The sequence below is a fragment of the Antribacter sp. NEAU-D49 genome (assembly GCF_057158775.1).
Genome location: NZ_JBXTSN010000017.1, coordinates 1 through 25,309, shown reverse-complemented (window position 1 = coordinate 25,309; position 25,309 = coordinate 1). Strand labels below are relative to the sequence as shown.

Annotated in this window: 23 protein-coding genes; 16 read left to right on the top strand and 7 right to left on the bottom strand. The window is 72.3% G+C overall.

The annotated features are described in order from the left end of the window. The first annotated feature begins 1 nt into the window (after position 1). From AC060K_RS13990 to AC060K_RS13980, 3 genes are all read left to right on the top strand, one after another. Positions 2-892, top strand: a complete 891-nt coding sequence (locus AC060K_RS13990) for a hypothetical protein (protein ID WP_483766005.1) — start codon at positions 2-4, stop codon at positions 890-892. A 94-nt stretch (positions 893-986) separates the two neighbouring features. After that, on the top strand, positions 987-1,922 hold the full coding sequence (locus AC060K_RS13985) for a hypothetical protein (RefSeq protein ID WP_483766004.1): 936 nt from the start codon (positions 987-989) through the stop codon (positions 1,920-1,922). Then, complete coding sequence (locus AC060K_RS13980) at positions 1,919-3,139, top strand: adenylosuccinate synthetase (RefSeq protein WP_483766003.1); 1,221 nt, start codon at positions 1,919-1,921, stop codon at positions 3,137-3,139. The genes AC060K_RS13985 and AC060K_RS13980 overlap by 4 nt, the downstream gene beginning before the upstream one ends. Here AC060K_RS13980 and AC060K_RS13975 read toward each other — a convergent pair. Next, a complete protein-coding gene (locus tag AC060K_RS13975; protein WP_483766002.1) occupies positions 3,067-3,909 on the bottom strand; it encodes a hypothetical protein in 843 nt (280 codons plus the stop codon). The genes AC060K_RS13980 and AC060K_RS13975 overlap by 73 nt on opposite strands. Before the next feature lie 129 nt (positions 3,910-4,038). After that, positions 4,039-4,581 carry a hypothetical protein gene (locus tag AC060K_RS13970; protein ID WP_483766001.1) on the bottom strand — a complete coding sequence of 181 codons (543 nt, stop codon included), beginning with the start codon at positions 4,579-4,581 and terminating at the stop codon, positions 4,039-4,041. Between the two features lie 92 nt (positions 4,582-4,673). Here AC060K_RS13970 and AC060K_RS13965 point away from each other — a divergent pair, with 92 nt between their 5' ends. From AC060K_RS13965 to AC060K_RS13950, 4 genes are all read left to right on the top strand, one after another. Beyond that, positions 4,674-5,711 carry a C2 family cysteine protease gene (locus tag AC060K_RS13965; RefSeq protein WP_483766000.1) on the top strand — a complete coding sequence of 346 codons (1,038 nt, stop codon included), beginning with the start codon at positions 4,674-4,676 and terminating at the stop codon, positions 5,709-5,711. Between the two features lie 19 nt (positions 5,712-5,730). Further along, complete coding sequence (locus AC060K_RS13960) at positions 5,731-6,045, top strand: hypothetical protein (protein WP_483765999.1); 315 nt, start codon at positions 5,731-5,733, stop codon at positions 6,043-6,045. A 166-nt stretch (positions 6,046-6,211) separates the two neighbouring features. Next, a complete protein-coding gene (locus AC060K_RS13955; protein ID WP_483765998.1) occupies positions 6,212-7,849 on the top strand; it encodes an HNH endonuclease signature motif containing protein in 1,638 nt (545 codons plus the stop codon). A gap of 14 nt (positions 7,850-7,863) precedes the next feature. After that, the gene (locus AC060K_RS13950) at positions 7,864-8,268 is read left to right on the top strand and encodes a pilus assembly protein CpaE (RefSeq protein ID WP_483765997.1); all 405 of its coding nucleotides are present in this window, start codon (positions 7,864-7,866) and stop codon (positions 8,266-8,268) included. A 73-nt stretch (positions 8,269-8,341) separates the two neighbouring features. Here AC060K_RS13950 and AC060K_RS13945 read toward each other — a convergent pair whose 3' ends face one another. The 3 genes from AC060K_RS13945 to AC060K_RS13935 all read right to left on the bottom strand — a co-directional run bounded on the left by AC060K_RS13945 (position 8,342) and on the right by AC060K_RS13935 (position 12,004). Continuing rightward, complete coding sequence (locus tag AC060K_RS13945) at positions 8,342-9,823, bottom strand: non-reducing end alpha-L-arabinofuranosidase family hydrolase (protein WP_483765996.1); 1,482 nt, start codon at positions 9,821-9,823, stop codon at positions 8,342-8,344. Between the two features lie 181 nt (positions 9,824-10,004). Further along, positions 10,005-11,003 carry a LacI family DNA-binding transcriptional regulator gene (locus tag AC060K_RS13940; RefSeq protein ID WP_483765995.1) on the bottom strand — a complete coding sequence of 333 codons (999 nt, stop codon included), beginning with the start codon at positions 11,001-11,003 and terminating at the stop codon, positions 10,005-10,007. A gap of 2 nt (positions 11,004-11,005) precedes the next feature. Further along, positions 11,006-12,004 carry a LacI family DNA-binding transcriptional regulator gene (locus AC060K_RS13935; protein ID WP_483765994.1) on the bottom strand — a complete coding sequence of 333 codons (999 nt, stop codon included), beginning with the start codon at positions 12,002-12,004 and terminating at the stop codon, positions 11,006-11,008. Between the two features lie 221 nt (positions 12,005-12,225). Here AC060K_RS13935 and AC060K_RS13930 point away from each other — a divergent pair, with 221 nt between their 5' ends. From AC060K_RS13930 to AC060K_RS13900, 7 genes are all read left to right on the top strand, one after another. Next, a complete protein-coding gene (locus AC060K_RS13930; protein ID WP_483765993.1) occupies positions 12,226-13,545 on the top strand; it encodes an ABC transporter substrate-binding protein in 1,320 nt (439 codons plus the stop codon). Between the two features lie 5 nt (positions 13,546-13,550). Continuing rightward, positions 13,551-14,492 carry a carbohydrate ABC transporter permease gene (locus AC060K_RS13925; RefSeq protein ID WP_483765992.1) on the top strand — a complete coding sequence of 314 codons (942 nt, stop codon included), beginning with the start codon at positions 13,551-13,553 and terminating at the stop codon, positions 14,490-14,492. Then, positions 14,492-15,355: a carbohydrate ABC transporter permease gene (locus tag AC060K_RS13920; protein ID WP_483765991.1), complete on the top strand. Its 864-nt coding sequence runs from the start codon at positions 14,492-14,494 to the stop codon at positions 15,353-15,355. Before AC060K_RS13925 ends, AC060K_RS13920 begins: the two co-directional genes overlap by 1 nt. A 2-nt stretch (positions 15,356-15,357) precedes the next feature. After that, the gene (locus AC060K_RS13915) at positions 15,358-16,992 is read left to right on the top strand and encodes a GH39 family glycosyl hydrolase (protein ID WP_483765990.1); all 1,635 of its coding nucleotides are present in this window, start codon (positions 15,358-15,360) and stop codon (positions 16,990-16,992) included. An 85-nt stretch (positions 16,993-17,077) separates the two neighbouring features. Further along, complete coding sequence (gene mptB / locus AC060K_RS13910) at positions 17,078-18,529, top strand: polyprenol phosphomannose-dependent alpha 1,6 mannosyltransferase MptB (RefSeq protein ID WP_483765989.1); 1,452 nt, start codon at positions 17,078-17,080, stop codon at positions 18,527-18,529. Continuing rightward, entirely contained in the window at positions 18,526-20,004 is a 1,479-nt protein-coding gene (locus tag AC060K_RS13905; RefSeq protein ID WP_483765988.1) for a hypothetical protein, read from the top strand. Before mptB ends, AC060K_RS13905 begins: the two co-directional genes overlap by 4 nt. After that, complete coding sequence (locus tag AC060K_RS13900; protein WP_483765987.1) at positions 19,970-20,560, top strand: N-acetyltransferase family protein; 591 nt, start codon at positions 19,970-19,972, stop codon at positions 20,558-20,560. The genes AC060K_RS13905 and AC060K_RS13900 overlap by 35 nt, the downstream gene beginning before the upstream one ends. 83 nt (positions 20,561-20,643) lie before the next feature. Here AC060K_RS13900 and AC060K_RS13895 read toward each other — a convergent pair whose 3' ends face one another. Then, entirely contained in the window at positions 20,644-21,417 is a 774-nt protein-coding gene (locus AC060K_RS13895; RefSeq protein WP_483765986.1) for an ABC transporter ATP-binding protein, read from the bottom strand. A gap of 11 nt (positions 21,418-21,428) precedes the next feature. Next, a complete protein-coding gene (locus AC060K_RS13890; RefSeq protein WP_483765985.1) occupies positions 21,429-23,852 on the bottom strand; it encodes an ABC transporter permease in 2,424 nt (807 codons plus the stop codon). 218 nt (positions 23,853-24,070) lie between these two features. Between AC060K_RS13890 and AC060K_RS13885 the strand changes: the two genes are divergently transcribed. Together AC060K_RS13885 and AC060K_RS13880 are read left to right on the top strand one after the other, a co-directional pair. Beyond that, positions 24,071-25,003 carry an IS5 family transposase gene (locus tag AC060K_RS13885; protein ID WP_483765984.1) on the top strand — a complete coding sequence of 311 codons (933 nt, stop codon included), beginning with the start codon at positions 24,071-24,073 and terminating at the stop codon, positions 25,001-25,003. Next, a complete protein-coding gene (locus AC060K_RS13880; protein WP_483764940.1) occupies positions 25,000-25,287 on the top strand; it encodes a hypothetical protein in 288 nt (95 codons plus the stop codon). Before AC060K_RS13885 ends, AC060K_RS13880 begins: the two co-directional genes overlap by 4 nt. The last annotated feature ends 22 nt before the right edge of the window (positions 25,288-25,309 follow it).

The following is a 25,309-nucleotide window of genomic DNA, read 5'->3' as shown; positions in this document are numbered from 1 at the left end:
CGTGCCCGCCAACCCTGTGCCCGCACCCGCCGCGGTGCTGGCCGCCACCACCTGGGACGCGCTGGGCGTCCCGCGCACGCGCGAGGGCCTGCGGGCGCTCCGCCGGTCGCTCCACCCCGACGTGTGCGCGGACCCGCTCGCCGGGGCCGCCTTCGCGCACGTGACCGCCCTCTACGACGGGCCCGACGTCGTCCTGCGGCTCGCCACCGCCCGCCGCGACGGCCCGGGCCGCCTGGTGTGGACCCCGCAGCCGGGTTTCGAGGACCTGGCCGACGTCGCGGAGCGCGCCCACCGCGACCTCGACCGCGCCCGCCACCCGCAGTTCTTCACGCGGATGTCCCCGGCGCTGCCGGACCGCGGCGCGGCGCTGCCCGGCGCGCGGTCCGGCGCCCGGCTCGTCACCTACGACGACGGCGGCCCGGCTCGCTGGTGGTTCCTGGCCGACGTCGGCCCGCTCGACTCCCGGACCGCCGTGTGGGTCGTCAAGCGGCTGGCTGCGGCGATCGAGCAGGCCGCCGAGGTGGGCTGGGTGCACGGTGACGTCCACCCGGGCACCGTGGTGCTGTGTCCCGAGGAGCACGGGCTGCGCCTGGACGGCTGGTGGTCGGCGGTCCGGGTGGGGGACCGGCTCGCCGTCGCGCCGGCGGCGGTGACCCCGCCGCGGTGGCTCGGCGGTGCCCGCGCCGACGCGCGCCTCTCCGTAGCGCAGGCCGCCGCCACGGTGCTCGAGGTCGCGCGGGTCGACCGCCCGCTCGACGAGGTGCTGCGCCACCACGCGGCCGACCCGGGCCTCCCGGCCCACCTGCTGAACGACGTCGACGCCGCGGCCCGGCGGCTCTACGGCCCGCCGGCGTGGCACCCGCTGCCGGAGCCGCTGACCCCTTCCCTCTGACCCCTCGGAGTGATATGGTCATCTCGACCACATAAAAGGTGAGACTGAAGCCCGGGCGGGACGGCCCGCCGTCGGGCACCGGAAGGAGAAGGCGATGGGTGGCGGAAGCTGGAGCAAGGACACCTACGACGCCGTGACGGGCGCCCGCGCGGCGTCCGGGGCGACGTTCGGGTACGACCGGGCGGCACGCCGCGACGGCCGGTTCGAGGCGCACACCGACCTCGACCCGAAGCGGCTGGGCCGGGACGGGCGGAACATCCGGGAGTCGCGCGACAGCGCGGAGCACCCCGCCTCGCTGCCGATCGTGGTCGGGTTCGACTCGACCGGGTCGATGGGCTCGGTGCCGCGCGTGGTGCAGCAGAAGCTGGCGACGCTGTTCGGCCTGCTGGTCGACAAGGGCTATGCCACCGACCCGCAGGTCGCCGTGGCCACCTACGGCGACGCGACCTGCGACCGCGTGCCGCTGCAGGTGAGCCAGTTCGAGTCCGACAACCGGATCGACGAGAACCTCGACCGGCTGCTGCTCGAGGGTGGCGGCGGCGGCAACGACGGCGAGACCAGCAACCTGCTGCTCTACTACCTGGCCCACCACACGGCGACGGACGCCTGGGAGAAGCGCGGTCGCAAGGGCTACGTCTTCCTCATCGCGGACGAGAAGCAGGTGCCCATCACGGCCGAGCACGTGCGCCGGTTCGTCGGGGACCGGCAGCCGCTGGGCGGGCTGGACTTCGCGACCATCGCCGCCGACGTCTCGCGCACCTGGAACGTGCGCGTGCTGCTGATCAACAACGGGTCCGCGGTGCGCCAGCGCTCGCAGGAGTTCTACGAGGGGCTGTTCGGTCCCGACGCGCTGACGATCGTGCAGGACCCCAACGCCATCGCGGAGACGATCGCCGCGATCGTCGGCTTCGAGGAGGGCAGGGACCTGGCGACCATCACCGACGACCTCACGGTCGCCGCGGGCCGGGAGGTCGCGCTCCGGGTCGGGACCAGCCTGGCGGGCCGCCGTCCTGCGGCAGGCCTCCGGTGACTGCCCGCTCCGTGCCGGGGCCGGGGCCCAGGCCCGCCACCGCCGACGTGGTGGTGGGCCTGGGGTTCGGCGACGAGGGCAAGGGCGCCACGGTCGACGCCCTCGTCGCCGCCTCCGGAGCGGACCGGGTGGTCCGCTTCAACGGCGGCCAGCAGGCCGCGCACAACGTCGTCGTGGACGGCCGGCACCACACGTTCGCGTCGTTCGGCTCGGGGTCCTTCTCGGGCGTGCCCACCTGGGTGGCGGGCTACTGCACGGTGGAGCCGACGGCGGCCGCGGCCGAGCGGGCTGCCCTCGTCCGTCTCGGCCTCGCCCCGGTCCTGAACGTGGACGGCGCGTGCCTCGTCACGACGGCGGCCCACGTGGCCGCCAACCATGCCCGCGAGGCGGCGCGGGGTGAGGCCCGGCATGGCTCCACCGGGACGGGCTTCGGGGAGACGGTCGCCTTCGGCCTCGCCCTGCCCGACGACGCCCCGCGCGCGGCAGACCTGCTCCGGCCCGACGTGTTCGTGGCGAAGGCCGTGGCCGTGGCGGAGGCCCTCGTGGCCGACGGCGTGCTCGACCCGGCCTGGGTGAGCGCGGACCGCGCCGCCGCCGCGGCCCGGTCGCAGTGCGAGGCCGCGGTGGCGTTCACGGTGGTGGACTCGGGGCGCCTGCTCGACGAGCTCTCCACCGGGCACACGGTGTTCGAGGGCGCGCAGGGCTTCTGGCTCGACGAGAGCTTCGGCTTCCAGCCCCACACCACCTGGTCCACGACCACCCCGGCCAATGCGCGGGCTCTCGCTCGCGCCGCGGGGATCGAGCAGGTGCGGACCGTGGGGTGCACCCGTACCTACGCGACCCGGCACGGGGCGGGGCCGCTGCCGGGCGAGGACGCGCTCCCGTTCCGCCCGCCCGAGCCGCACAACGGCGACGACACGTTCGCAGGCACGTTCCGGACGGGGGCGATCGACGCGGAGCTGCTCCGCGCCGCCGTCGACCAGACCATGACCGACGTGCTGGCGGTGTCCCACGCCGACGTGTTCGACGGGTTCGTCACGACGGAAGGGCTGCTGCCGCTGGACGCGTTCGGGCCCGTGCTCCTGGTCGCGCGGGGGCCGGCGCGGGAGGACCGCCGCGCTGTGTGGCCGGTGGCCGAGGCAGGTCAGGAGCTCGCAGCCTCCGCGAAGCTCACCAGCTCGGGTGGCAGCTCCGTGATGGGGCCCTGGTCCAGATAGGTCGTGCGGCGTGTGCTCGGCGACGCCGACTCCGGGCACGACCCGAGGTCCTGACTCCTTTCGAGCACCGTCAGCAGGGCCGGGTCGACGACGAGTGTCTTCGTCTGGCCACCCCGGGTGAGGGCCACCGACCAGCCCGGACGCCCTTGCGAGTCTGTCGCGTCCTGGGTCACGACCGCCTCCGGGTGGGACGCCAGCAGGTCCCAGGCCGCGATCCGCACGCCACGGGGCGTCGGGGCGCCCGAGAGCAGCTGGGTCGCCAGCTCGAGCTCCGGGACGGTCCGGGCGCCGCCGAAGTCGTTCTGTGGTTCGGGCAGGTGCCCGGCAAGCGCGGCCGAGCCGGTCGGGAGGGCCTCCAGGTCGCCCCACGTCAGCGCGACGTTTCCCGTTCCCGCGCTGAACGCCGCGGGGCCGGCGGTGGGCGCTCCGCCGTCGGTCACGAACACCGAGGGGCCGCTGCGGGCGAACCAGGCCTCGCCACTCTGTGTGACGACGGGACCGCACGCCTCGATGGTGGTCGTCGTCCGGACGTGCCAGTAGGTCGCGTCGGGCCAGCCCTCCGCCGGCAGAGCGGCGCCGAGCGGCTGATGCTGGACAGCCGGGGACGGGCTCGGGGCTGCGGTGGTCGATGCCGCGGCGGACGGCGCCTCGCCGTCCGGCTGGCTGCATCCCCCGAGCGCTGCGATGACGGCGAGGCCGACCACACCCGCCGCAAGGGTGCGTGCGACGGGTGTGGGGCCCGGGTGGGCTCGGAAGCTGCGCGCAGTCACGCGCTGGACCTTAGCGTGACGCCGCCGGCTCTGAGTGCATGCCATGGGGAGTCCTCCCCGTCGGGCGGGCTGGCCGTCCGGGCGCCGCGCCCGTAACGTGACCTCGCCGAGCCGAGGGACGTGGGGGGATCAGTGGGTGAGCGTGCAGGCGCCGTCCGTCGAGACCAGCGCGCCGTCGACGTCGACGTCGACCCGCCCCTTCGAGCGCAGCTCGAAGACGGCACCGGACGGGTCCTGGGCCGACAGCGAGAGCCAGCCGCCTGTGCCGTCGCCCTCGACCGGCTCCGCGAAGCCGCGTTCCGCCAGGACGGGGGCCACGGCGTCGGCGATCTCGGACCAGGTGGCCGCGTCCACGTCGACGTCGGCGCGGAGCCGCTCGGACGAGAACGCGCACCCGGCGTCGGACGCGGCCGCCGAGGCCTCGTACTCCGGGGTCCACTCGGCGGGGGAGCCCGTCGCGCCGTCGACCACGCCCGTGACCTCCCGCAGGAGGTCGCCGTAGTGCGCCTCGGCGTCGTCGAGCTCCACCTGGGCCACCGGGTCCTCGACCGGCGGGAGCGGCGTGGTGACGTCGCCGGGCGGGTCGGCCTGGGCGGTGCACCCGCTGAGCATCCCGACGGCCAGTGCCGCGCAGGCCAGAGCCAGGCCGCTGGTGTGGTCGGTCTTCGGCATCGTCGTTCCCCCGCGCGTCGAGATCGTTCTGAACCATCCCGAAAGTACTGCACGCGCGGCCACCGCCGCGCCCTACCCCGCACGGAGACCATATGAGCGAGTTCTGGGGAGCGGACGTCCAGCAGCTCCGGGAGCTGGGACGACGTCTCGGCTCCTGGGGCGAGGACCTGCAGGACGTGCCGCGTTCTGTCGACCCCGCTGTGGCGAGCGCGCCCTGGAAGGGGCCCAACCGGGAGGCGTTCGTGTCCGAGTGGCGCGGTCAGCACCGCCCGGCCATCGCCGCGGCGGGCGCGGCGCTCGCCGACATGGCGACCCGTCTCGCGGCGAACGCCGAGGCGCAGGAGCGCAAGAGCAACGGCGGCGGCGGCGCGGGCGGAGCCGGTGGTGGTGCCGGCGGCGGTGCCGGCGGGAACGGCGCACCCCAGTCGACCGAGGGCAACCCGACCGACAACGGCGAGCACAAGCCCATCGACCCCGTGGACCTGGACGAGGACGAGTTCCGGCCCGACAACATCTCCCAGGGCCAGATGGGTGACTGCAGCCTGCTCGCGTCGGCCGCGGCGATGGCCAAGGCGGACCCCGAGTGGCTCCAGGAGCACATGAAGTACGACGCGGACACCAACACCTACACCGTCACCCTCTACGACGAGGACGGCAACCCGGTGGAGGTCAAGGTCGAGGGGAGCCTCATCGACCCCGCGGCCATGGGCGCGGACGGCAACCCCGCCTGGGTGAGCATCTACGAGAAGGCCGCCGCGCAGTTCCGAGGCGGCTACGACAACATCCAGTCCCAGTGGCCGCAGGACATGATGAAGATGATGACGGGCAAGGACGCCGACGAGTACTCCACGGACGCGTTCCTGCCCTGGAACGAGCGCAGCACCGGCGAGATCCGTGACGACCTGGCCGACGGGAAGCCCGTGGTCGCCTGGACGCCGAAGGACGTGGACCATGACGACATCGTGGGTGGTCACGCCTACATGGTGGACAGCGTGGACGAGGACGGGAACGTCCGGCTCATGAACCCGTGGGGTCCCAACGCGGGTGAGCCTCACTACGTGACGCTCACGGAGGAGGAGTTCAAGAAGAACTTCAGCAATGTCGTGGTGAGCGAGAAGCCCGGTGACTGACACGCAGCAAGGAGACGACATGACCGAGAACGCAGCCGACGCCCAGCAGGACGACGTGGTCATCCCGCTGGCCTCCCGGGCCAGGATCGGCGCCACGACCATCGGCGTCATGACGGCGGTCCGCCGGGAGACCGGCCTGATCGCCCGCCTGACCATCCAGGGCGAGGGCGGCGAGACGGCGAAGATCGTGATCTCGCCCGGCGACGAGTTCAGCATCTTCGGCGAGGGCCGGGCCCGGCTCGTGGACGTCCGCATCCCGGAGACGGTCTCGTCGGCGCCGGGCGGGTCTGCCGCGACGACGCCGAGCGTGGTGATCCGCCGGCTGGAGGCCTGAGCCGCGAACCGGCCACCGGCTCCCGAATACTTGTGCACCAGCCTGCATATATGTTGCTGTGGCACGGGTGTTCGACTAGGGTTGGGGTGTCGGGCAGGGGGTCCGGCGCGGGCCGCGTGGCGGCCCGGTCTGGCCTGGTCGGGGGTGGTCGCCGGTGGTTCTCCGGATGCGTACGGCGGTGCCCGACGGCGGCCGCCCGGCCCCTGTGCCCGACGGCGGCCGCCCGGCCTCGGTGGCGGCGCTGGCGGGCGTGCCCGCAGGGGCGGGGCTTGCCGAGCTGCTGGAGGCGGTGACCGGTCCCGTGGTCGGCGCCGTGGCTGGCAGCGTGGCCGGTACGGTCACGGGCTCGGGCGATCGCGCTGTGCTGGCGGACGCGGACGAGGCGACGCTGCTGGACGTGGCCGCCGCCTGGGCGAGGCTGGTCGGCTGGGCGACGGCGGCTCAGGCCACGGTCGCCGCCGAGCTCGGCCGGCGTCGGGGCTGGTCGGCCCAGCAGGCCCACGCCGCGGTCGAGCTCGGCGCGCGCCTTCGGGTCCCGACCGGTGAGGCCGACCGGGTCATGGCCCGCGGCGCGGGCCTGGCCCGCCATCCGCAGGTAGCCACCGCCCTGGTCAGCGGCGAGATCGACGTCGTCAAGACGGACCTGGTCCTGACCGCGGGCACCACCTTGACCGTCGAGCAGCGGGCGCAGGCCATCGCCGACGTGCTGCCCCAGGCCGCAGCGCACTCACGCTCCTGGGTGAGGGACCGGATGCGCGCCCACGCCCGCCGTCACCTCACCCCCGCCGAGGTCGCCCGCCACGACCACGACGGGCGCGCGGTCTACCTCGACCCGGTCGAGGGCGGCACCATGGCCTGGCTCTCGGCCCTGCTCCCCGCCGCCGACGCGACCGCGGTATGGGACACCCTGGACAGCGCCGGCCGTGCCCTGAAACGAGCCGGCAAGGACCGCACCCTGCCCCAGGCCCGCGCCGACGTCCTCACCGCCGTCCTGACCGGCCGCCTCATCCTGCCCACCGAGCCGCACACGCAGCCGGGGGACGCCGGGCCCGGAGAGGAGACCCGAACCGGCGAGGAGACCCCGCCTGGACCCGTGCAGGTCACGGTCCTGCCGGTACGTCCCACGATCCGCGTCACGGTCGCGGCCTCGACCCTGCTGGGACGCGACGACGAGCCCGGATACCTGGACGGGTACGGCCCCGTGGACGCCGACACCGCCGCCCTGCTCGCCGCACCACCCACCGGCGCCGGCCCTGCAACCGGCACCTGGCAACGGCTGCTCACCGACCCGATCACCGGCATCCTCACCGACCACTCCACCCACACCTACGCTCCCGGCCCGGTGCTGCGCGCCGCGGTCATCACCCGGGACCACACCTGCCAGTTCCCCCAGTGCGACCGGCCCGGCACCACCGCGGACCTGGACCACACCGTCACGTTCGACCACGCCCTGGACCCCGCGACCCTCCCCGCCGGGACCCCTGGCCAGACCCGCGCGACGAACCTGCAGGTCCTGTGCCGCCGACACCACAACGCCAAGACCCACCACGGCTGGACCGCCCACCGCGACCACAGCACAGGCACCACCGTCTGGACCGCGCCCACGGGACACTCCTACACCCGCCCGCCTACCCAGCACAGCCCCACGACCACCACCAACCCGCCCAGCCCCCGCACACCCGCGAGCCTGCGCGCCCACGACCACGCCCGCCTCCACGGGCCCACCCCGGGCACCGGGGAGCCGATCCCGGTCACGGCACCGACCCCCGACACACCACCGAACGACGAGGCACCACCGTTCTGAGGGATCATGGACCGGTGATCTCCACCGATCTCGCCACCGACCTGCGCGACGCCGGCCTGGTCTGGAACCCGGTCGACGGTGACCAGTTCCGCATCGACGCGCCCGAGCTCGCGGGCGACGTCTTCACCGTGAGCACGATGACCATCGAGGCGCGGGAGTACCCCACCGGCACCATCCTCGGCTTCAACGGCACCACCGAGTGGGCGCTCGACTCGGTCGCGATCGAGGACGCGCTCTGGCTGCCGCGAGAGGACCAGCTGCGGACCCTCCTGCGGTCGAGCTTCCGCGCGCTGCGCCGCACCGGGGGCGCCTACGAGGTCGAGGTCGAGCTCCTCGGGCAGGCGCGCGCGTTCAACGCCCCGGAGCCGGCTGACGCCTACGCCCGGGCGCTGCTGGCGCTCATCGAGCTGAGCCGCTGACCCGGGAGGCTGCCCCGCCGAGCGCCGCGCACCCCACCCCGGGTGCGCGGCGCTCAGCTGCGAGGCCCCGGCCCTACCGCTGCAGCGTGAGGAGGCCGGGCCGGTAGGGCAGCAGGCCGTAGTCGCCGCCGGAGCTGGGTGAGCGACCCTGGTAGAGCAGCTGCAGGTTGCAGGCGTCGACCGTCATGGTCTGGTCGGCGCTGGTACGGATGAGCTCGCCGTGGCTGATGTCGTTGGTCCAGGTGGCGCCGCTGTTGGCCTTGCCCGCGAAGGGGTTGGCCTCGGTCGCGGCCTGGGGTGTCCAGGAGCCGGAGAGGCTGGTGGCGGTGAAGGACCGGAAGTAGCGGCCGTTGGTGCCGATGGCCTCGACGATCATGAGGTACTTGTTCAGGCCCTGGAGCTTGTAGACCTGGGGAGCCTCGAACAGGTTGTTCGTGGTGTCGGTCATGATCGTGGTGTACGAGGAGCCGAAGTTTCCGGGGAAGTTCCCGATCGGCATGCTGGCCCGGTAGATCTTGCCGTTGTCCCCGGCGAAGAACAGGTACATGTTCGTTCCGTCACCGATGACCGTCTGGTCGATCGGGCCGGTGCTGGAGCCGGAGATGCTGCCGGTGAACAGGGGGCTGGCGGCGGACCAGCCGTTGGGGTTGGTCGGGTCGCTGGAGGTGCGGTACATGAACGCGGCCGCGCCCCACTGGTAGGTCAGCACCCAGATGTTCTTGGGGGCGAAGTAGAACAGCGACGGGGCCACGGTGGCGGAGGACATCGCGTTCTGCGAGGCCGTGCCCAGCTCGGAGAAGTTGTTCACCAGCCCGAAGTTCATCGAGCCCCACGACGTCCCGAAGTCATGGGTCGTGGCGTAGACGAGGTGCTTGCCGTTGTACGGCGCCGTCGTGAAGTCCTTCAGCGACGCCCACCCCGACCGCGGCTGGGCCAGGACACCGGTCGACGACCACCGGTACGACGACGGCAGGTCGCACGTCCCGCCCGTCGGCGGCGCGTTGCTGACCAGCGAGGCGTCGTCGATGTAGAGGCCGTCGGTCCCGGCCGTCGTCTCGACGTAGAACGACGCGGACGACAGGGTGCCGGACCAGCTCGCCGTCGCGGTCCCGGTGAGCTGCGTCCAGCCGGACGAGCTCACGGCGCCCTGCGCGAGGGTCAGGTAGTTCGTCGTGCCACCGGCGGTGATGGCCAGCGTGACCTTGCCGGTGGGGGTGCCGCTCTGCGAGCGGACCCACACGCTGGCGGTGTAGCTGGTGTTGTTGGTGAGCACCGAGGTCACGGTCTGGGCGGGGCTGTGCCACGACGCCGTGCGGCCCGTCCGGGCGAGGGCCCGGGCGCCGCCGTGGACGGGGCTCGTGACGGAGGCCAGCGACCCGGCGCCGAACACGGACCAGCCGGTCGTGCCGTTCTCCATGTCACCGTTCGTGAGCAGGTTGCTGCTCGCCGCGGCCGCGGGGGAGGCCTGGATCGGGGCTGTCGCCGCGACCGAGGCCAGCACGAGGGCGGTGGCCGCCCCCAGTGCCTTCAGGACGACGGACCTTCGTGTGCGCATCATTGCTCCTCAACTCGTCGGAAACCTGGGTCGTCTGGGCGCACGCCGCGGGCCTTCCTCGGCACGACGGCGAGAGCCAGGATGTGAGCGCTAACATCGTTGTTGCGAGAGCCTGGCCTTGACTCCTTTTTAACGTTACACGGGCGGTTCGCGCCGCACAAGGGATCCCGGCGAAACGGACCTAACGGCGGGCTCGGGTGGACCCGCGCACCACGAGCCGCACCGGTGCGACGAGGTGCTCCGCCGGGGCGGCGCCGTCGGCCATCCGCCGGTGCAGCAGCCGGACGGCCTCCTGCGCGACGCCGGGATGGTTCGGGTCGATCGAGGTGATCCCCGGCGGCACGAAGCTCGACAGCTCGAGGTTGTCGAACCCGACGAGCTGGACGTCGTCCGGCACGCGCCGCCCGCTCTCGGCCAGCGCGGAGACCGCCCCGAGGGCCATGACGTCGGTGGCGGCGAAGATGCCGTCGAACGGCAGGCCGGACGCGACGAGGTCCAGGACGGCGTCGCGGGCGCTCTGCGACGAGTAGGTGGGGAGCGGCACGACGTACCGCTGGTCGACGGGCAGGCCGGCCTCGCGGTGCGCCGTCTCCCACCCGACGCGCCGGTCGGTGGTCATCATGTGGGTGCTCTCGTGGGTGCAGCCGAGCGCGAGGATCCGCCGGGAGCCGCCCTCGATCAGGTGGCCGGTCGCGAGGCGCGCGCCCTCCTCGTTGGCCAGCCGGATGTGGTCGAACCGGTCGGGCACGTCGCGCTCGCCCAGGAGCACGATGGGCTTCGGCGTCCGGACGCGGTCGAGCTGCTCGCGGTCGAGCGCGGCCACCGACACCAGGACGCCGTCGTAGAGGTGCAGCCGCGGGACGCTGAGCGACTCCATCTCGTGCTCCGGGCTGGCGCTCGTCCGCTCCAGGACGAGATGGCGCCCCTGGGCCTCCACCAGCGGCGCGATCGCGTCGGCGACCTCGCCGAAGTAGTCGTGGAAGCTCGGGACGATCAGCGCGATCGTGTCGGTCCGCCCGGCCCGCAGGTGGCGGGCGGTGAGGTTCACGCCCTCGAATCCGAGCGCCTCTGCGGCTGCGAGGACCCGCGCCCGGATGGGCGCGCCGACCGGGCGGCGGTCGCTCAGGACGTTCGAGACGGTCATGACGGAGACGCCTGCCTCGCGCGCGACGTCGGACATCGTCACCACGTGCGCGTGCTCCCGCGCACCACCAGGGTGACGTCGCTGACGACGTGCTCCGGCGTGGCCCCCTTGTCGTCCAGCTGCCGGCGCAGGAGCCGCAGGGCCTGGGACACCATCGCGTCGTGCCCGGGGTCGACGCTGGTGAGGCCTGGTCCGACGTGCTCGGAGATCCGCAGGTTGTCGAACCCGACGACCTGGACGTCGTCGGGCACGGTGCGGCCCGCGTCGCGCAGGCCGGCCATCGCCCCGATCGCCACCTCGTCGGTGACGCCGAGGACGCCGTCCACCTCGAGCCCGCCCCGGACCCGTTCCGCGATCGCGGCGCGAGCCTCCGCGATCGAGAAGGTCTCGAGGGGGACCACCAGTGCGGGGTCCGGGCTCAGGCCGGCTGCCTCCAGAGCCTCGGCCCAGCCGCGCGCCCGGTAGGTCGCCATCTCCGGGTGGGGTGCCTCGAGCCTGCCGCCGAGCACGGCGACCCGCCGTGCGCCGCACGCGAGCAGGTGCTCGGTCGCGAGCCGCGCCCCGGAGACGTTGCCCATCCGGATGCGGTGGTACCGGTCGGGCACGTCCTGCTCCCCGAGGAGGACGATCGGCACGTCCGGGTGGATCCGGTCCAGGTCGCGGTAGTCGAGGCCGACGGCGCTCAGCAGGACGCCGTCGTACTGCTGAAGCCGGGCGAGCGAGAGGGCGGAGAGCTCTCTCTCGCGGCTGGCGCCGGACTGCTCGACGACGAGGTGCAGCCCTTCCGGAGCGAGGACGTCGGAGATTCGCGCCGCCAGCTCGCTGTAGTACTGGTGGTCGAACCGGGGCACGATGAGGCTGATCGCGCCGGTCCGCCCGGACCGGAGCCGGCGTGCCGTCAGGTTGATCTCGTATCCGAGCTGGTCGACGACCTCGAGGACCCGCAGCCGCGTCTCCGCTCCCACGTTGGGGCGCCCGTTGAGCACGTTCGAGACGGTCATCAACGAGACGCCCGCGGCCTTGGCCACGTCGCTCATCTGGGTCCTGCGTCGTTCTCCCACGTCGGGTCACTCTGCCAGGCCTGCCCGGGTCGGCACATCCTGCGCCGCGAGCGCATCACGGAACGGCCACGATCCAGGAGCCTGCTTGACGACCCAGGAGGTGCGGTGGTGAACTCTCGCCCACTGAGTTTATCGATATACCTTACGTGTGTCCGGCACCGACGCCGAGACGCGGACAACCAGGGAGATCGTCGACGATGACCATCACGAACCGCCGCAAGGCCGCGGCCACCGCGGCCGGCATCCTCGCGGGAGCGCTCGCGCTCTCCGCCTGCTCCAGCAGCGCCGGGCCCGAGGGCACCGAGGTCGCGGAGGGCGAGCCGTACACGCTCACTGTCTGGACCAACTACACGACCGGCCCCGGGAAGGACTGGTTCGACGACGTGGCCGCCCAGTACGAGGCCACGCACGAGAACGTCACGGTCGAGGCGCAGCACATCCAGAACGAGGAGGTCGACGGCAAGCTGCAGACCGCGCTCAACTCGGGCGACGCTCCCGACGTCTTCATGCAGCGCGGCGGCGGCAAGATGAAGGACATGGCGGCCGCCGGTCAGCTCCTCGACCTCACGGGCACCGCCGTCGACGCCCCGGAGCTGCGCGAGCAGCTCGGCGACGCCGCCTACGACGCGCTCACCATCGACGGCAAGCTCCTCGCAGGCCCCCAGCTCATCCAGCCGGGCGGCATCTGGTACAGCCAGGACCTCTTCGCGCAGGCCGGTATCACCGAGACGCCCGAGACGATGGACGACCTCTACGCCGCCATCGAGAAGCTCAAGGCAGCGGGCATCACCCCGATCGCCCTGGGCGGCAAGGACGCGTGGCCCGCGGCGCACTGGTTCTACTTCTTCGCGCTGCGCGAGTGCTCGCAGGAGACGCTGACCGAGACGAACACGACGCTCGACTTCTCCGACCCGTGCTTCCTCGCGGCCGGCCAGGACCTCGCGGACCTCGCGGCGCTCGAGCCGTTCAACGAGGGCTTCCTCTCCACGTCGGCCCAGCAGGGCGCCAGCTCCTCCGCCGGCCTCCTCGCCAACCACCAGGCAGCGATGGAGCTCATGGGCGCCTGGCAGCCCGGTGTCGTCATGTCGCTGACGCCCGACGAGAAGCCGCTGCCCGACCTCGGCTGGTTCCCGTTCCCGCAGGTGCCCGACGGCGCCGGTGACCCGGGCGCGTTCATGGGCGGCGGGGGCGGGTTCTCCTGCTCGGCGACCGCTCCGAAGGAGCTCTGCGCGGACTTCATCGCCCTGATGAACTCGCCGGAGAACCAGGAGAGCTTCTACCAGGCGTTCGGCACCATCCCGCTCAACAAGGAGGCCAAGGACGCGGTCACCGAGCCGTACAACCTCCAGATGATGGACGCGCTCGCCAACGCCACCTACGTGTCCGACTGGCTCGACACCAACTACGGCCAGAACGTCGGCACAGCCCTCAACCAGGCGGTCGTCGACATGCTGGCCGGCAAGTCCGACGCCGAGGGCATCGTCAAGGCGATGACCGACGCCGCGGCCAAGGGCTAGCCCACATGAAGGACGCACGTCCGCCCCACGGGAGCCGACGCCGGCTCCCGTGGGGCAAGTGGGCGGAGATCGCGCTGCTCGCCGGACCCGGCATCGTCGTCTTCGTCGCGTTCGTGATCTTCCCCGTCCTCATGGCGGCCTACTACGGGTTCTTCCGGTGGAAGGGGTACGGGCCGCCCACGGACTTCGTCGGGCTCAAGAACTACCAGCTCATCCTCGCCGACCCGGCGTTCCAGGACGCCCTCGCGCACAACGGCTTCATCCTGGTGATGTCGCTGGTGCTCCAGGGCCCGGCGGCCATCGGTGTCGCGCTGCTGCTGAACAAGCGGATGCGCGGCCGCTCGCTCATCCGGGTGCTCATCTTCGTGCCGTACGTGATCTCCGAGGTCATCGTCGGCACCGGGTGGGGACTCATGCTGCAGACCAACGGCGCCGTCAACGACCTGCTCACCCGTGCGGGGCTGGACTCCCTGCGCCAGGACTGGCTCGCCGACCCGGACAGGGCGATCTGGTCCCTGATGCTCGTCCTGGTCTGGAAGTACATCGGCTTCGCCGTGATCCTCATGCTGGCAGGCCTGCAGAGCATCCCCGAGGAGATCCTCCAGGCGGCCGCGATCGACGGCGCGTCGTACTGGAAGACCCAGTGGCACATCACCCTGCCGCTGCTCGGCCCGACGATCCGGATCTGGGCGTTCCTGTCGATCATCGGGTCGCTGCAGGTGTTCGACCTCGTGTACGTGATGTGGGGCCAGTACGTGGCCGCCACCGCGGGCACCTCGACGATGGCGACGTACATGGTCGTCAACGGCCGCATCTCCGGCAACTTCGGTTACGGCAACGCGGTCGCCGTGGTCATCTTCGTGATCTCGCTCGTCATCGCGCTGATCTACCAGCGCTACGTCCTGCGCCGTGACACCGAGGGCGCCCTGACCGGAGGAGCCACCTGATGCGCCCGACGACGACGCCCGCGACGCTCCGCCGGTCGCACGCCAGCGGCGGGTGGGGCAGCCCGGCCGCCTACCTCGTGGCGTTCCTCCTGGTGGGGCTGTGCATCGGCCCGGTGGCGTACATCGTGCTGGGCGGGTTCCGCACCAACTCGCAGATCATCCAGTCGCCGGCCGGTCTGCCCGACCCGTGGCAGGTCGGCAACTACCTGACGGTGCTCACGGGCGAGCTCTTCTGGCGCGAGCTGTTCAACTCCCTCGTGTGCGGGATCGGCACGACCGTGGGCGTCGTGGTGCTGGGCCTGATGACGAGCTACGTCATCGCCCGCTATCCGTTCCGGGGCAAGGAGGCCATGTACGGGCTCTTCGCTGCAGGCCTGATGTTCCCCATGACGGTGGCGATCACGCCGCTCTACATCCTGGTCCGGGACCTCGGGCTGACGAACACGCTGGCGGGCATCATCCTGCCCCAGATCGCGTTCGCGCTGCCGACCACCGTGATCATCCTGGTGCCGTTCCTGAGGGCGATCCCCAAGGACCTCGAGGAGGCGGCGTCCATCGACGGCGCGAGCCGGCTGGGCTTCTTCGCCCGGATGGTCGTCCCGCTCTCGATGCCCGGCGTCGTCACGGTCGGCATCCTGGCGTTCGTCGGGAGCTGGAACAGCTACATGCTGCCGCTGTTCCTCCTCAGCGACGACGCCCTCTACACGCTGCCGCTCGGCGTGCAGGCGTTCGCCTCGCAGTACTCCGTCGACACGGCGCGGGTGCTGGCGTTCGTGTCGCTGTCGACGATCCCCGCCCTGCTCTTCTTCTCGGCCTTCGAGCGCCGCATCGTCGGTGGGCTCACCGGCGCGGTGAAGGGATAGCCATGACCGACGCGACACGACCCGACTACACCGTCGATGCCCGGCAGCGGTCGGGGCCCGCCCTCAAGCACGTCTGGAACGAGTGCCTGGGTGCGGGCCGGGCCAACGAGGCGCTGCGGGCGGACTGGCAGGTTCAGTTCCGCGAGGCTGTCAGCGTGCTCGGAGCCCGGTACGTCCGGTTCCACGGCGTGTTCCACGACGACATGTTCGTCTACCGGGCGTCCGACGGCGGCGGCTTCGGCCCGCCCACCCCGCTGGCCGAGCCGGTGTACACCTTCAGCTACGTCGACAAGGTGTTCGACGCGATCCTCGCGACCGGGGCGAGGCCCTTCGTCGAGCTCGGGTTCATGCCGCGCGAGCTCGCGACCCGGACGGAGACGGTGTTCTGGTGGAAGGCCCACTGCAGCCCTCCCCGCGACCTGGGCCGGTGGGTCGAGCTGGTCACCACGACCGTGCGGCACTGGATCGACCGGTACGGGCTCGAGGAGGTGATTCGCTGGCCGTTCGAGGTGTGGAACGAGCCCAACCTGGTGCCGCACTTCTGGACCGGGACCAGGACCGAGTACTTCGAGCTCTACGCGGCCACCGCGACCGCGATCAAGGACATCGACCCGCGGCTGGTCGTCGGCGGGCCGTCGACGAGCGTCTTCGTGCCCGACGACCGCTACAAGGGCGAGACGCAGGACCGGTCGGCCGAGCACGCCACGGCCGCGGCCGCAGACCCGGACGCGCTCGACTGGCGCCCGGTCTGGATCGAGGAGTTCCTCGACTGGTGCGGCGAGCGCGGCGTCCCCGTCGACTTCGTGTCCACGCACCTGTACCCGACGGACTACGCCTTCGGCTCCGACGGCCGGGCCACGGAGATCCGGCGCCACGCCGACGCCACCCTCGACGACCTGACGGTGCTGCGCGACGTCATCGCCCGCAGCCCGTACCCGGACGCGCAGGTGCACATCACGGAGTGGTCGAGCTCGCCGTCGAGCCGGGACGCGATGCACGACACGCTGTTCGCCGCCACGTACATCACGCGCGCCTTCCTCGGCTGCGCCGGGCTGGCCGACTCGATCGCCTACTGGACGTTCACGGACGTCTTCGAGGAGGGCGGCGCGGGCATCGGGCCGTTCCACGGCGGGTTCGGGCTGGTCAACGAGCAGGGGATCCACAAGCCCACGTTCCATGCGCTGGCGATGCTCGGGCGCCTGGGGGACACCGTCCTTCTGGACGCCCCGCACGGCGTCGTGACCCGGGCGAGCGCGACGGGCGACGTGGCAGCGGTGTTCTTCAACTACCCGGACGAGATGGGCTGGGCTCCCATCGGGTCGGAGAGCTCCTACGGGGCCACCCGCCGGCTCGCCGACCTCGGGCCCGGCCGGCGGGTCCACCACGCGATCGAGGGCCTTGCTCCGGGGGCCCGGGTGGACGTCGAGGTCCTCGACTGGGAGCACGGCAACCCCGCCGAGGAGTGGCACCGGCTGGGCGAGCCGCTCAACCTCTCCCGGGAGGTGGAGGCACACCTGCGCCGCGTCGCGGACGACCTGCGCCGCACCACGCTCGAGGTGCCCTCGACCGGGGTGCTCGTGCTCGACGTGGAGCTGCCGCCCTGGGCGGTGATGTCGGTGGTCGTCCGGGCGGGCTGAAAGTTCGCCTTCCGGACACTCCGTGTATCGGTGGCGTTCATGCGGGCGTCAGCGCGAGGTATCGGGCCGGTCCTATCTTTCGAGCGTGCTGACCCGTGGCGTGGCCGGAAGCGTGCTGGTCCTGCTCGGGGGCCTGGTGGTCTCCGCACTGCCCGAGTCGGTACCGATCCTGGCGGGCGAGCAGCTGGCCGCCGTCCGGGGACAGACCGCAGGCCGTATGGCCGGACTGTGCGTCGTGCTTCTCGGGCTGGGCATGCTCGCCGCTGCGTGGCTGGCCCTGTGCCGGGCCGTCGCAGGCGTCGACGGGGCAGAGCGCGGCGCAGCGCTGGCCCTGGTCCGCCGGGCTACCGTCCTCTGGTCCCTGCCGCTGCTGCCCGCACCTCCGCTCTTTTCCCGGGACGGCTGGTCGTACGCCGCGCAGGGGATGCTCGTCCACGTCGGGGCCTCGCCGTACGACCACGGGCCGGGGGTCCTCACGGGGACCATCGTCGAGGCCGTGGACCCCCGCTGGATGGACACGCCCACGCCGTACGGCCCGCTGCCGCTGATCTTCGGCGACCTCGGGGCGGGGCTGACAGGCAACCCGTGGGTGCTCGTGGTGGGGCACCGCGTGGTGGCCCTGGCCGGGCTCGTCCTCCTGGCCTGGGCGGTGCCGAGGATGGCCGGCTGGACGGGGGCCAACCCGGCACTGGCCTCCGCCGTCGTCCTCGCCTCGCCGCTGATGGTGGCCAACGGCGTCGGCGGCCTGCACAACGACCTGCTGATGGTGGGCCTCATGGCCGCCGCCCTGGTGGCTGCCGTCGAGCACGGCTGGGTCTCCGGGGCCGTGCTCGGCGGGCTGGCCGCTGCCGTCAAGCTGCCGGGCGGTCTCGTCTGCGTGCTGGTCGTGCTCGTGTCGCTCCCCGCGGGGGCCCTGCTCGTCGACCGGCTCCGTCGTCTGGCGCTCGTCGCCGTGGTCTCGCTGGGGACCCTGGCCGGGACGGGCATCCTGTGGGGGCTCGGGGTGGGCTGGATCGGGGCGCTCGGCGTCCCGGCCAGCATCGACACCCTGCTCTCGGTGCCCACGCTGGTGGGCCGCGGCCTCGACTGGGCGTCCGCGATGCTCGGGACCGGCCTGGAGCCCACCCTGTTCCGTGACCTGGCCCGGGGCCTGGCCATGGTCGCGATGCTCGTGCTCGTCGGGTGGACCGCGCTGCGCCGGCCCACAGGGGACCCCGCGGACGCGGTACGGGGGACCGCCGTCCTGGTCGGCGGTCTTCTGCTCCTCAGCCCCGTGGTCCACCTGTGGTACCTCCTGGGGCTGATGCCGTTCCTGGCGCCGCTCCGGCTGCCGCGGGCCGGCACCATGGCGGTCGTCGCGGTCTCCGTGCTCGCGGGGCTCGTGGCCCCGCTGGACTCGTCGCTGCACGGCGCCTACCTGTTCATCATGGTGGGGGCGATGTCCGTCGCGTTCCTCATGCTGGTGCTGCTGCTGACCCAGCGCGGGCGGGAACGGGTCCGCAACATCGCCGAGGCGGGACTGGTCAGGCTCACGTGATCCGCACGCCCGGCGCGGCGGTCCTCTGCGCGGTGCTGCTGTCGCTGACCGTGCTGCTCACCGACCCGCCCTACGTCACCGGTGACGAGCCCGCGCACGTCGACTACGCCTACCAGGTGTGGCACGGCGAGCTCCCCGTCTTCGAGGAGGGCCTCGAGCACCGGCCCGACGGCGCCGTGCTTCCCCCCGTGCAGTGGACCGCCCAGCACCCGCCCCTGTACTACCTGCTCGTCGCGTGGCTCGTCGGGCCGCTGGCCGACGCCGGGCAGCCCGTCGCCGCCGTCTACGCCGCCCGCGCGGTGAACGTGCTCCTCGCCGGGCTGTTCGTGGTCGCGGCCTGGTGGAGCGCGGGACGGCTGTGCCGCCCGGGGAGCCCGCTGCCGCAGCTCGTGGCCATGGTGGCGGGCCTCGCGGCCGCCGTCGCGCACGCGGGCGGGAACGCCTTCAACGACCTCGTCGCCACCCTCTGCGTCACCACGATGTTCGGGGTGGGCGCGACGGCGATCCGGCGCGGCCTGGGCACCCGGCTCGTCGTCGCCCTGTCGCTCCTTGCGGCGGCCTCGGCGCTGTCCCGGCTGTCCACGGCGCTCGTCGCCGTCGTCGTGGCCGGGTTCGTCGTGCTGGCGGGCTCTCTGCGTGCGGCGCACGGCCGAGGGCGCTGGGCCCCCGTCGTGGGCCTCGCCGTCGGCGGACCGGCGACCGTCCTGGTGGCCGCCGGCTGGTTCTACGCCCGCAACCTCGACCTCACCGGGAACCTCCAGGGCTCGCACTTCGACTGGGCGCTCGCGAACCAGGTCCGCGTGGAGCGGCCCGTGTGGGCGGTCCTGCTCGACCCGGTCACCTGGGCCCGGCTGCCCGACTTCTTCTGGTGGGCCGGCCGCGTCCCGCCCACGACGCCGTACTCCGCCACGACGCTCGCCGTCACGGCGACGCTTCTCGTCTGGGCGCCCCTGGTCGTCGCGCTGGTGGCCGGGGTTGGCCGGGTCACCGGGTTCTCGCGTCGGCCGGTCGGGACGTCCGACGACGGCGCCGAGCACCCGGTCGACCGGTCGCTGATCGCCCTGCTGCCGTGGGCCGCCGTCGTCGTCTCCGCGTCCGTCCAGGTGCTGTACACCGCCGCAGGCGGTGGCACCTACCCGCGGTACCTGCTCCCCGTGGCCCTGCCCGTGTTCCTCGGGGTGGCCGCCGGGCTCGCCTGGCGGCCACGCCTGCTCGTGCCGCTCTGGGGCGCGGTCGCGACGGCGGACCTCATCAGCTGGCTCTTCGCCGAGCTCCTGACACCCGCGCAGCCCGGGCTCTACCGCGAGCCGACGGCGCTCGCGGCCGTGGCGGGCGTGCTGGGCGTCGCGGCGGCGGTCGTCGTGGTGGTGACGGCGGCGGCTGCGCTGCGCACGAACGGGACGACCGCTGCGGTGGGGGAGGATCTGGCAGGATCGGCACGTGTCCCGACCAGTACCGGATCCCATCAGGCGTGAGCAGCTGAGCCTGCGCGACGGCGGGCCGGACGACCTCGCGGTCGTCCTGGACCTCATGGACGAGGCGGTGGCGTGGCTTGCCGCCGCCGGGCGGACCGGCCAGTGGGGGAGCGAGCCGTTCTCGGCGAGCGAGGCCCGGCGTGAGCACTTCTCTCGGCTCCTCGCGTCGGGAACGGTGCGGATCGCCGAGGCCGACGGTGTCGCGGTCGGCGTCGCGGTGCTCAAGCCGGAGCCGACGGCGTACGTCCCCCCGGCCGAGGTCCCCGAGCTCTTCCTGCACCTGCTGTGCACGAGCCGGCGACGGTCCGGCAGCGGTATCGGGCGCGCGCTCGTCGAGGACGCCGAGCGGCTTGCCCGGGAAGCGGGAGCCGGGCGCTTGCGCGTCGACTGCTACGCGGGCTCAGAGGGTGCGCTCGTGCGCACCTACGAGCGGCTGGGCTTCACCGTCGACGACCACTTCGTGGTCGAGCGGGAGGGCCAGGCGCCGTGGCCGGGCTGCGTCCTCGTGCGCCCGACAGGACCGGTAGGGCCGACGACGGAGCCGGGGACGCGCTGAGCCGGACGAGAACAACATTGCGCACGCAATCAACCGGTCTTGCCTGCACGATGTTGTTCTCGTCGCGCTCGCGCTCGGATGGCTCAGAAGCCCAGGCTCCTCAGCCACGCCAGCAGGTCGTCCTCGCGCTGCTGAGCCGTGTCCGGCCGCCACCTCCCGAGCTCGTTGGCGTCCACGAGGACGCCGTCGCGCAGGTAGATGACGCGGTCGCCGCGGGCCGCGACCCCCGGGTCGTGGGTCACCATGACGATCGTGGTCCCGTCCCGGTGCACCTCCGTGAACGCGGCCATGACCTCGTCCGACATGCTGCTGTTCAGCGCGCCGGTGGGCTCGTCCGCGAACACCACGGACGGCCCGCCCGCCAGGGCCCGGCAGATCGAGGCACGCTGCAGCTGCCCGCCCGACACCTGCGTGATCCCGTGGTCCTTGACGTGCGCGATGCCGAACCGCTCCATCAGCGCGTCGACGCGGGCGATCGCGGCGTCCCTCTCCGCACCCCTGGCCGCCCCCTTGAGCGCGGGCAGCAGGATGTTGTCCCGGACGTCCAGGTTGCTCAGGAAGCGAGGCTGCTGGAAGACGAAGCCCATCCGTCTCAGGCGGACGTTGCTCATCTCCGTATCGCTCAGGGACGTCAGCTCGCGTCCCTCCAGCGCGACGGTCCCGCTGGTGGGCCGGTCCATGCCGCTGATGCTGTAGAGCAGCGTCGACTTGCCTGACCCCGAGGCCCCCATGATCACGAGGAACTCCCCGGCCCGGACCGTCAGGTCGACGCCGCGCAGCACCTCGGTCGGCGGGTCGGTGGAGTAGTACGTCTTGCTCAGCCGCCGTGACTCCAGGGTCACCGTCGCGCGATCCATGTCCTGTCCCCTCATTCGTGGAGCCACCGGCTCTTGTCAGCACGCCGGATCCCCGCGGTGAGCAGGGCGACGCCGAGATGTCCCGCCCCGAGCAGCAGCAGCGGGTACAGCACGTACACCAGCCACGGGTTCGGGATGAACGTCAGGTCGGTGATCCCGACCTGGGCGGCGACCAGGCCGGCGCTCGCCAGCGACTGCCCGGCCGTCGCCGCGAACAGGAGGCCCGCGGCTGTGCCGACGCCCACCGCCAGCAGCGTCTTGGTCCGGACCTGCGCCACGAGCTCCTTCGCCGAGAACCCGATCGCGGAGAGGACGCCCAGCTTCGACCGGTCGTGTGTGAGCCGGAGCTTGAGGAACAGGCTCGTGATCAGCACCGCGACGCCGAGCCCGAACACCAGCGCGATCCAGGCCGTGGTCCGCATCGAGTCGATCAGGGCGCCCAGCACGTCCCGGGCGTACTCCTGCGTCGGCTTCACGCCCGCGGTCGGGAACAGCTCGTCGTACTCGGCGGCGAGCCCGGCGGGGTCTGCCCCGTCGTCGGCCAGGTCCGCGTAGACCGTGTAGGCGGTGGCGCCCGCGGTGACCTCGCCGGGCATCTTGGCGGTGAGCCCGCCGCTGGTGACGTCCTGGTAGATCCCGCTGACCTGGACGGTGCTCGGCGCGTCGCCGTCGTGGATCGTCAGGTCGTCCCCGACCCCCACCTGGTACTTCTCCGCGTTGAGGACCGACAGCGCGATCTGGCCGTCCTGGGGCAGGCCGCCCTCGCGGAACCGGATCCCCTCGTCGCCGGACCTCTCCGCGATCTCGACCCGCAGCCTGGACCGCCCGTCCGCGCTGTCGGTGCTGTAGTCGACGTAGGCGTACGTCTGCACGTCCGTGAGGCGGTCGTCGCCGGCCATCGCGGTGACCAGCCGGTCCTTCACGCCGTCGACGTCCTCCTGGAGCTGCACGTCCGCGCGCAGATCCCGCTCCGGCGCACCCAGGTAGGTGACGAACCGCGGGCTCTCGAACGTGCTGACCAGGTTCGCCGGGAGCGTGACGAGCACCGCGGTGAGGCCGAAGACCACGGACACCAGTACCCACGCCCGGCTCTCGGCCCGCAGGTCGAGGAGGGCCAGGCGCCGGTTGACGTCCTTGCCCGACGACGCCAGGCTCGTCCGCCGTACCCACCGCGCCTGCCGCTTCGCGCGCCGGGCGGTCTGCTTCTCGTCCAGGGTGCTGCCGTGCACGAGGGCGTTCACGACCTCGATGTTCTTCACCCGGCCGAGCACCCCACGGCAGATCCCCACGACGATCAGGTAGACCGCGGCGAGGGCGATCAGCGGGACCAGCACCGTCCAGACCCCCACCGGTGCCTGCGCGTAGCTTGCCTGGATGCCCTGGGTCAGCGTGCTCGTCGCGGCGACCGCGAGCAGCCCCCCGACGACGCAGGCACCCAGCGTCAGGATGCTGTACTTCGTCAGGTAGAGCCCGGAGATCGCGCGGTCCGGGATACCGATCGCCTTCATCGCCCCGATCTCGTGGACCTCGTCCTCCACGGTTCCCGCGATGACGAACCGCAGGTTGAGCAGCGCGATCGCGATGAGGACCAGGCTGATGAACACGAGCGCGAGCGCGACGAGCCCGTCGCTGATCAGGCTGACGATCCGCAGCTGCGGGCCCGTGATCGGCTGGCCGTTGGTGGGAAGCCCGCCGGCGCCCTCGTACGCGGTCTGCATCGCGTTCGCGTCGCTCCCGGCGACCAGCCGGTACTCCACGATGATCTCCGGCGTGGCGCCCCCGCCCCGCTCCAGCGCCTCGAAGTCCTGGGGATGGATCAGGAACCGGGACGACGGCGAGAGCGAGGCCGCCATCTGCGCGTCCTTCACCGACCCCTGCACCTCGAGCGCGAGCGGCCCGGCGTCCGTCCCGACGGTGAGGACGTCCCCGGCCGTCAGCCCGTACCGCTGCGCGTAGAGGACCGGCACGTACACCTCGCCGGCCGCCGGCTCGACGGCGTCGCCGTTCTCGTCGACCAGGAAGTCGAACTCGGCGTTCTGCGTGACGAAGAGGTTGTCGATCCGGCTGGCGGCGAGGTCGCCGCTCTCACCGGTGCTCGGGCGCTCCCAGGAGAGGGACGCGCTGTCGAAGCCGAGCATCTCCTCGATCAGCCACGCGTCGATCTCGGGCTCGTGGTCCGCGGCGAACCGTTCGAGCGCGGCCAGGTCGTATTCCCCCAGGTGCATCTGCAGGAAGTCCGGTGGCTTGCCCTGCTCGGACAGCCGGCTGACGGAGCCGGACAGCCGTTCGATCACCATGGACCCGGTCGCCATGAGGAAGGCACTGAGCACCAGGATGACGACGAGGGCCGCGTTGACTCCCTTGTTCCTGATGAGGTCGTTGTACGCGTACCGGAGATAGAGCCGTTCCCCGTTCACCACTGTGATGCTCCGCATCGTCGGACCTGCGTCGGCGCCTGCGCCAGGACGTATCCATCCTGTCGCGGACGCTGTCCGGAAAGGATGGGTTCTCTCCCTGATCCGACCCTGGTTCGCTCCTCTGCGGACCCTGACCGCGGTCTTGACGGACCCTGACCTCAGCAGGCCGGGCTCACCGGCCTAGGGCGTGTTTCGGAAGTGGCCTGTGACCTGCAGTTTCGGCATGCTTCGGGTTCGTGGTGGACGCGGCTGGGCGACATGATCTGACGGATGCGGCGTGGGCGGTGGTCGGGCCGTTACTGCCGGTAGCGGCGCGTGGTCGTCCGGCGCGGAATCTGCGGAGACAGGTCGACGGGATCCGGCACCGGGTCCGGGCGGGGTGCCCGTGGCGGGACGTGCCGGACCGGTACGGGCCGTGGTCGAGCCTGTATCGCGTCTTTCGCCGTTACCAGCGGGAAGGTGTCTGGGACCAGGTCCTGGACGCGTTACGGACGCTGGCCGACGGTGGCGGGCAGATCTGCTGGGAGGTCAACGTGGACTCCACGATCGCCCGGGCGCACCAGCACGCAGCTGGTGCCAGGCGGGACCCGGACGCGCAGAAGGAACCGCCCCACGGCCCCGAGACGTCCGAGCCGGCGGATCATGGGCTGGGTAAGTCGCGTGGTGGGTGGACCACGAAGATCCACGCGGCCTGCGAGCAGGGCCAGAAGCTGATGGGGATGGTCGTGACCGCGGGACAGCGGGGAGACAGCCCGCAGTTCGGCCCCGTGCTCGCGCAGGTACGTGTGGCGCGACCGGGCGGGACCGGGCGTCCGCGCACGACGCCGGACCGGGTCCGTGGTGACAAGGCCTATGCCTCGGCGGCCAACCGTCGTCTCCTGCGCAGGCGTGGGATCCGCGCGACGATCCCGGACAAGAAGGACCACCGCGCCAACCGCCTGAAGAAGGGCTCGGCGGGTGGGCGGCCACCGAAGGTCGACTACGAGGACTACAAGAAGCGGCACGCGGTGGAGTGCATGTTCAACCGGCTCAAACGCTGGCGGGCCGTCGCGACCAGGTTCGACAAGCTCCAGGTCCGCTACGAGGCGAGCGTGAAGGTCGCCGCGATCGACGACTGGATCGTCGCCGTCGTCCGGGCGGGCCAACCGCTGGCATCCTGGTCGCCGTGAGCTACTACGCCGACGCCGAGGGCGGCGACCACGTCCCGCGCCCCGACCACGCCGCCCTGGTCAGGCTGATCGGGGAGCTGAACACCAGCGACAACACCTTCTTCGTGGTCTACCCGGACGACGAGGACCTGGAATGGGCTATCGCTGTGCTCACCCGACGTGGAGGCCTGGGCGGCTACGACGTCGAACACCTCGACCCGGTCACTGGTCAGGACGACACGATCACCGCTGCCGATCCCACCACCATCGCCACCGACGTCCTGGACTGGATCACACAGCGCTGACCACTTCCGAAACACGCCCTAG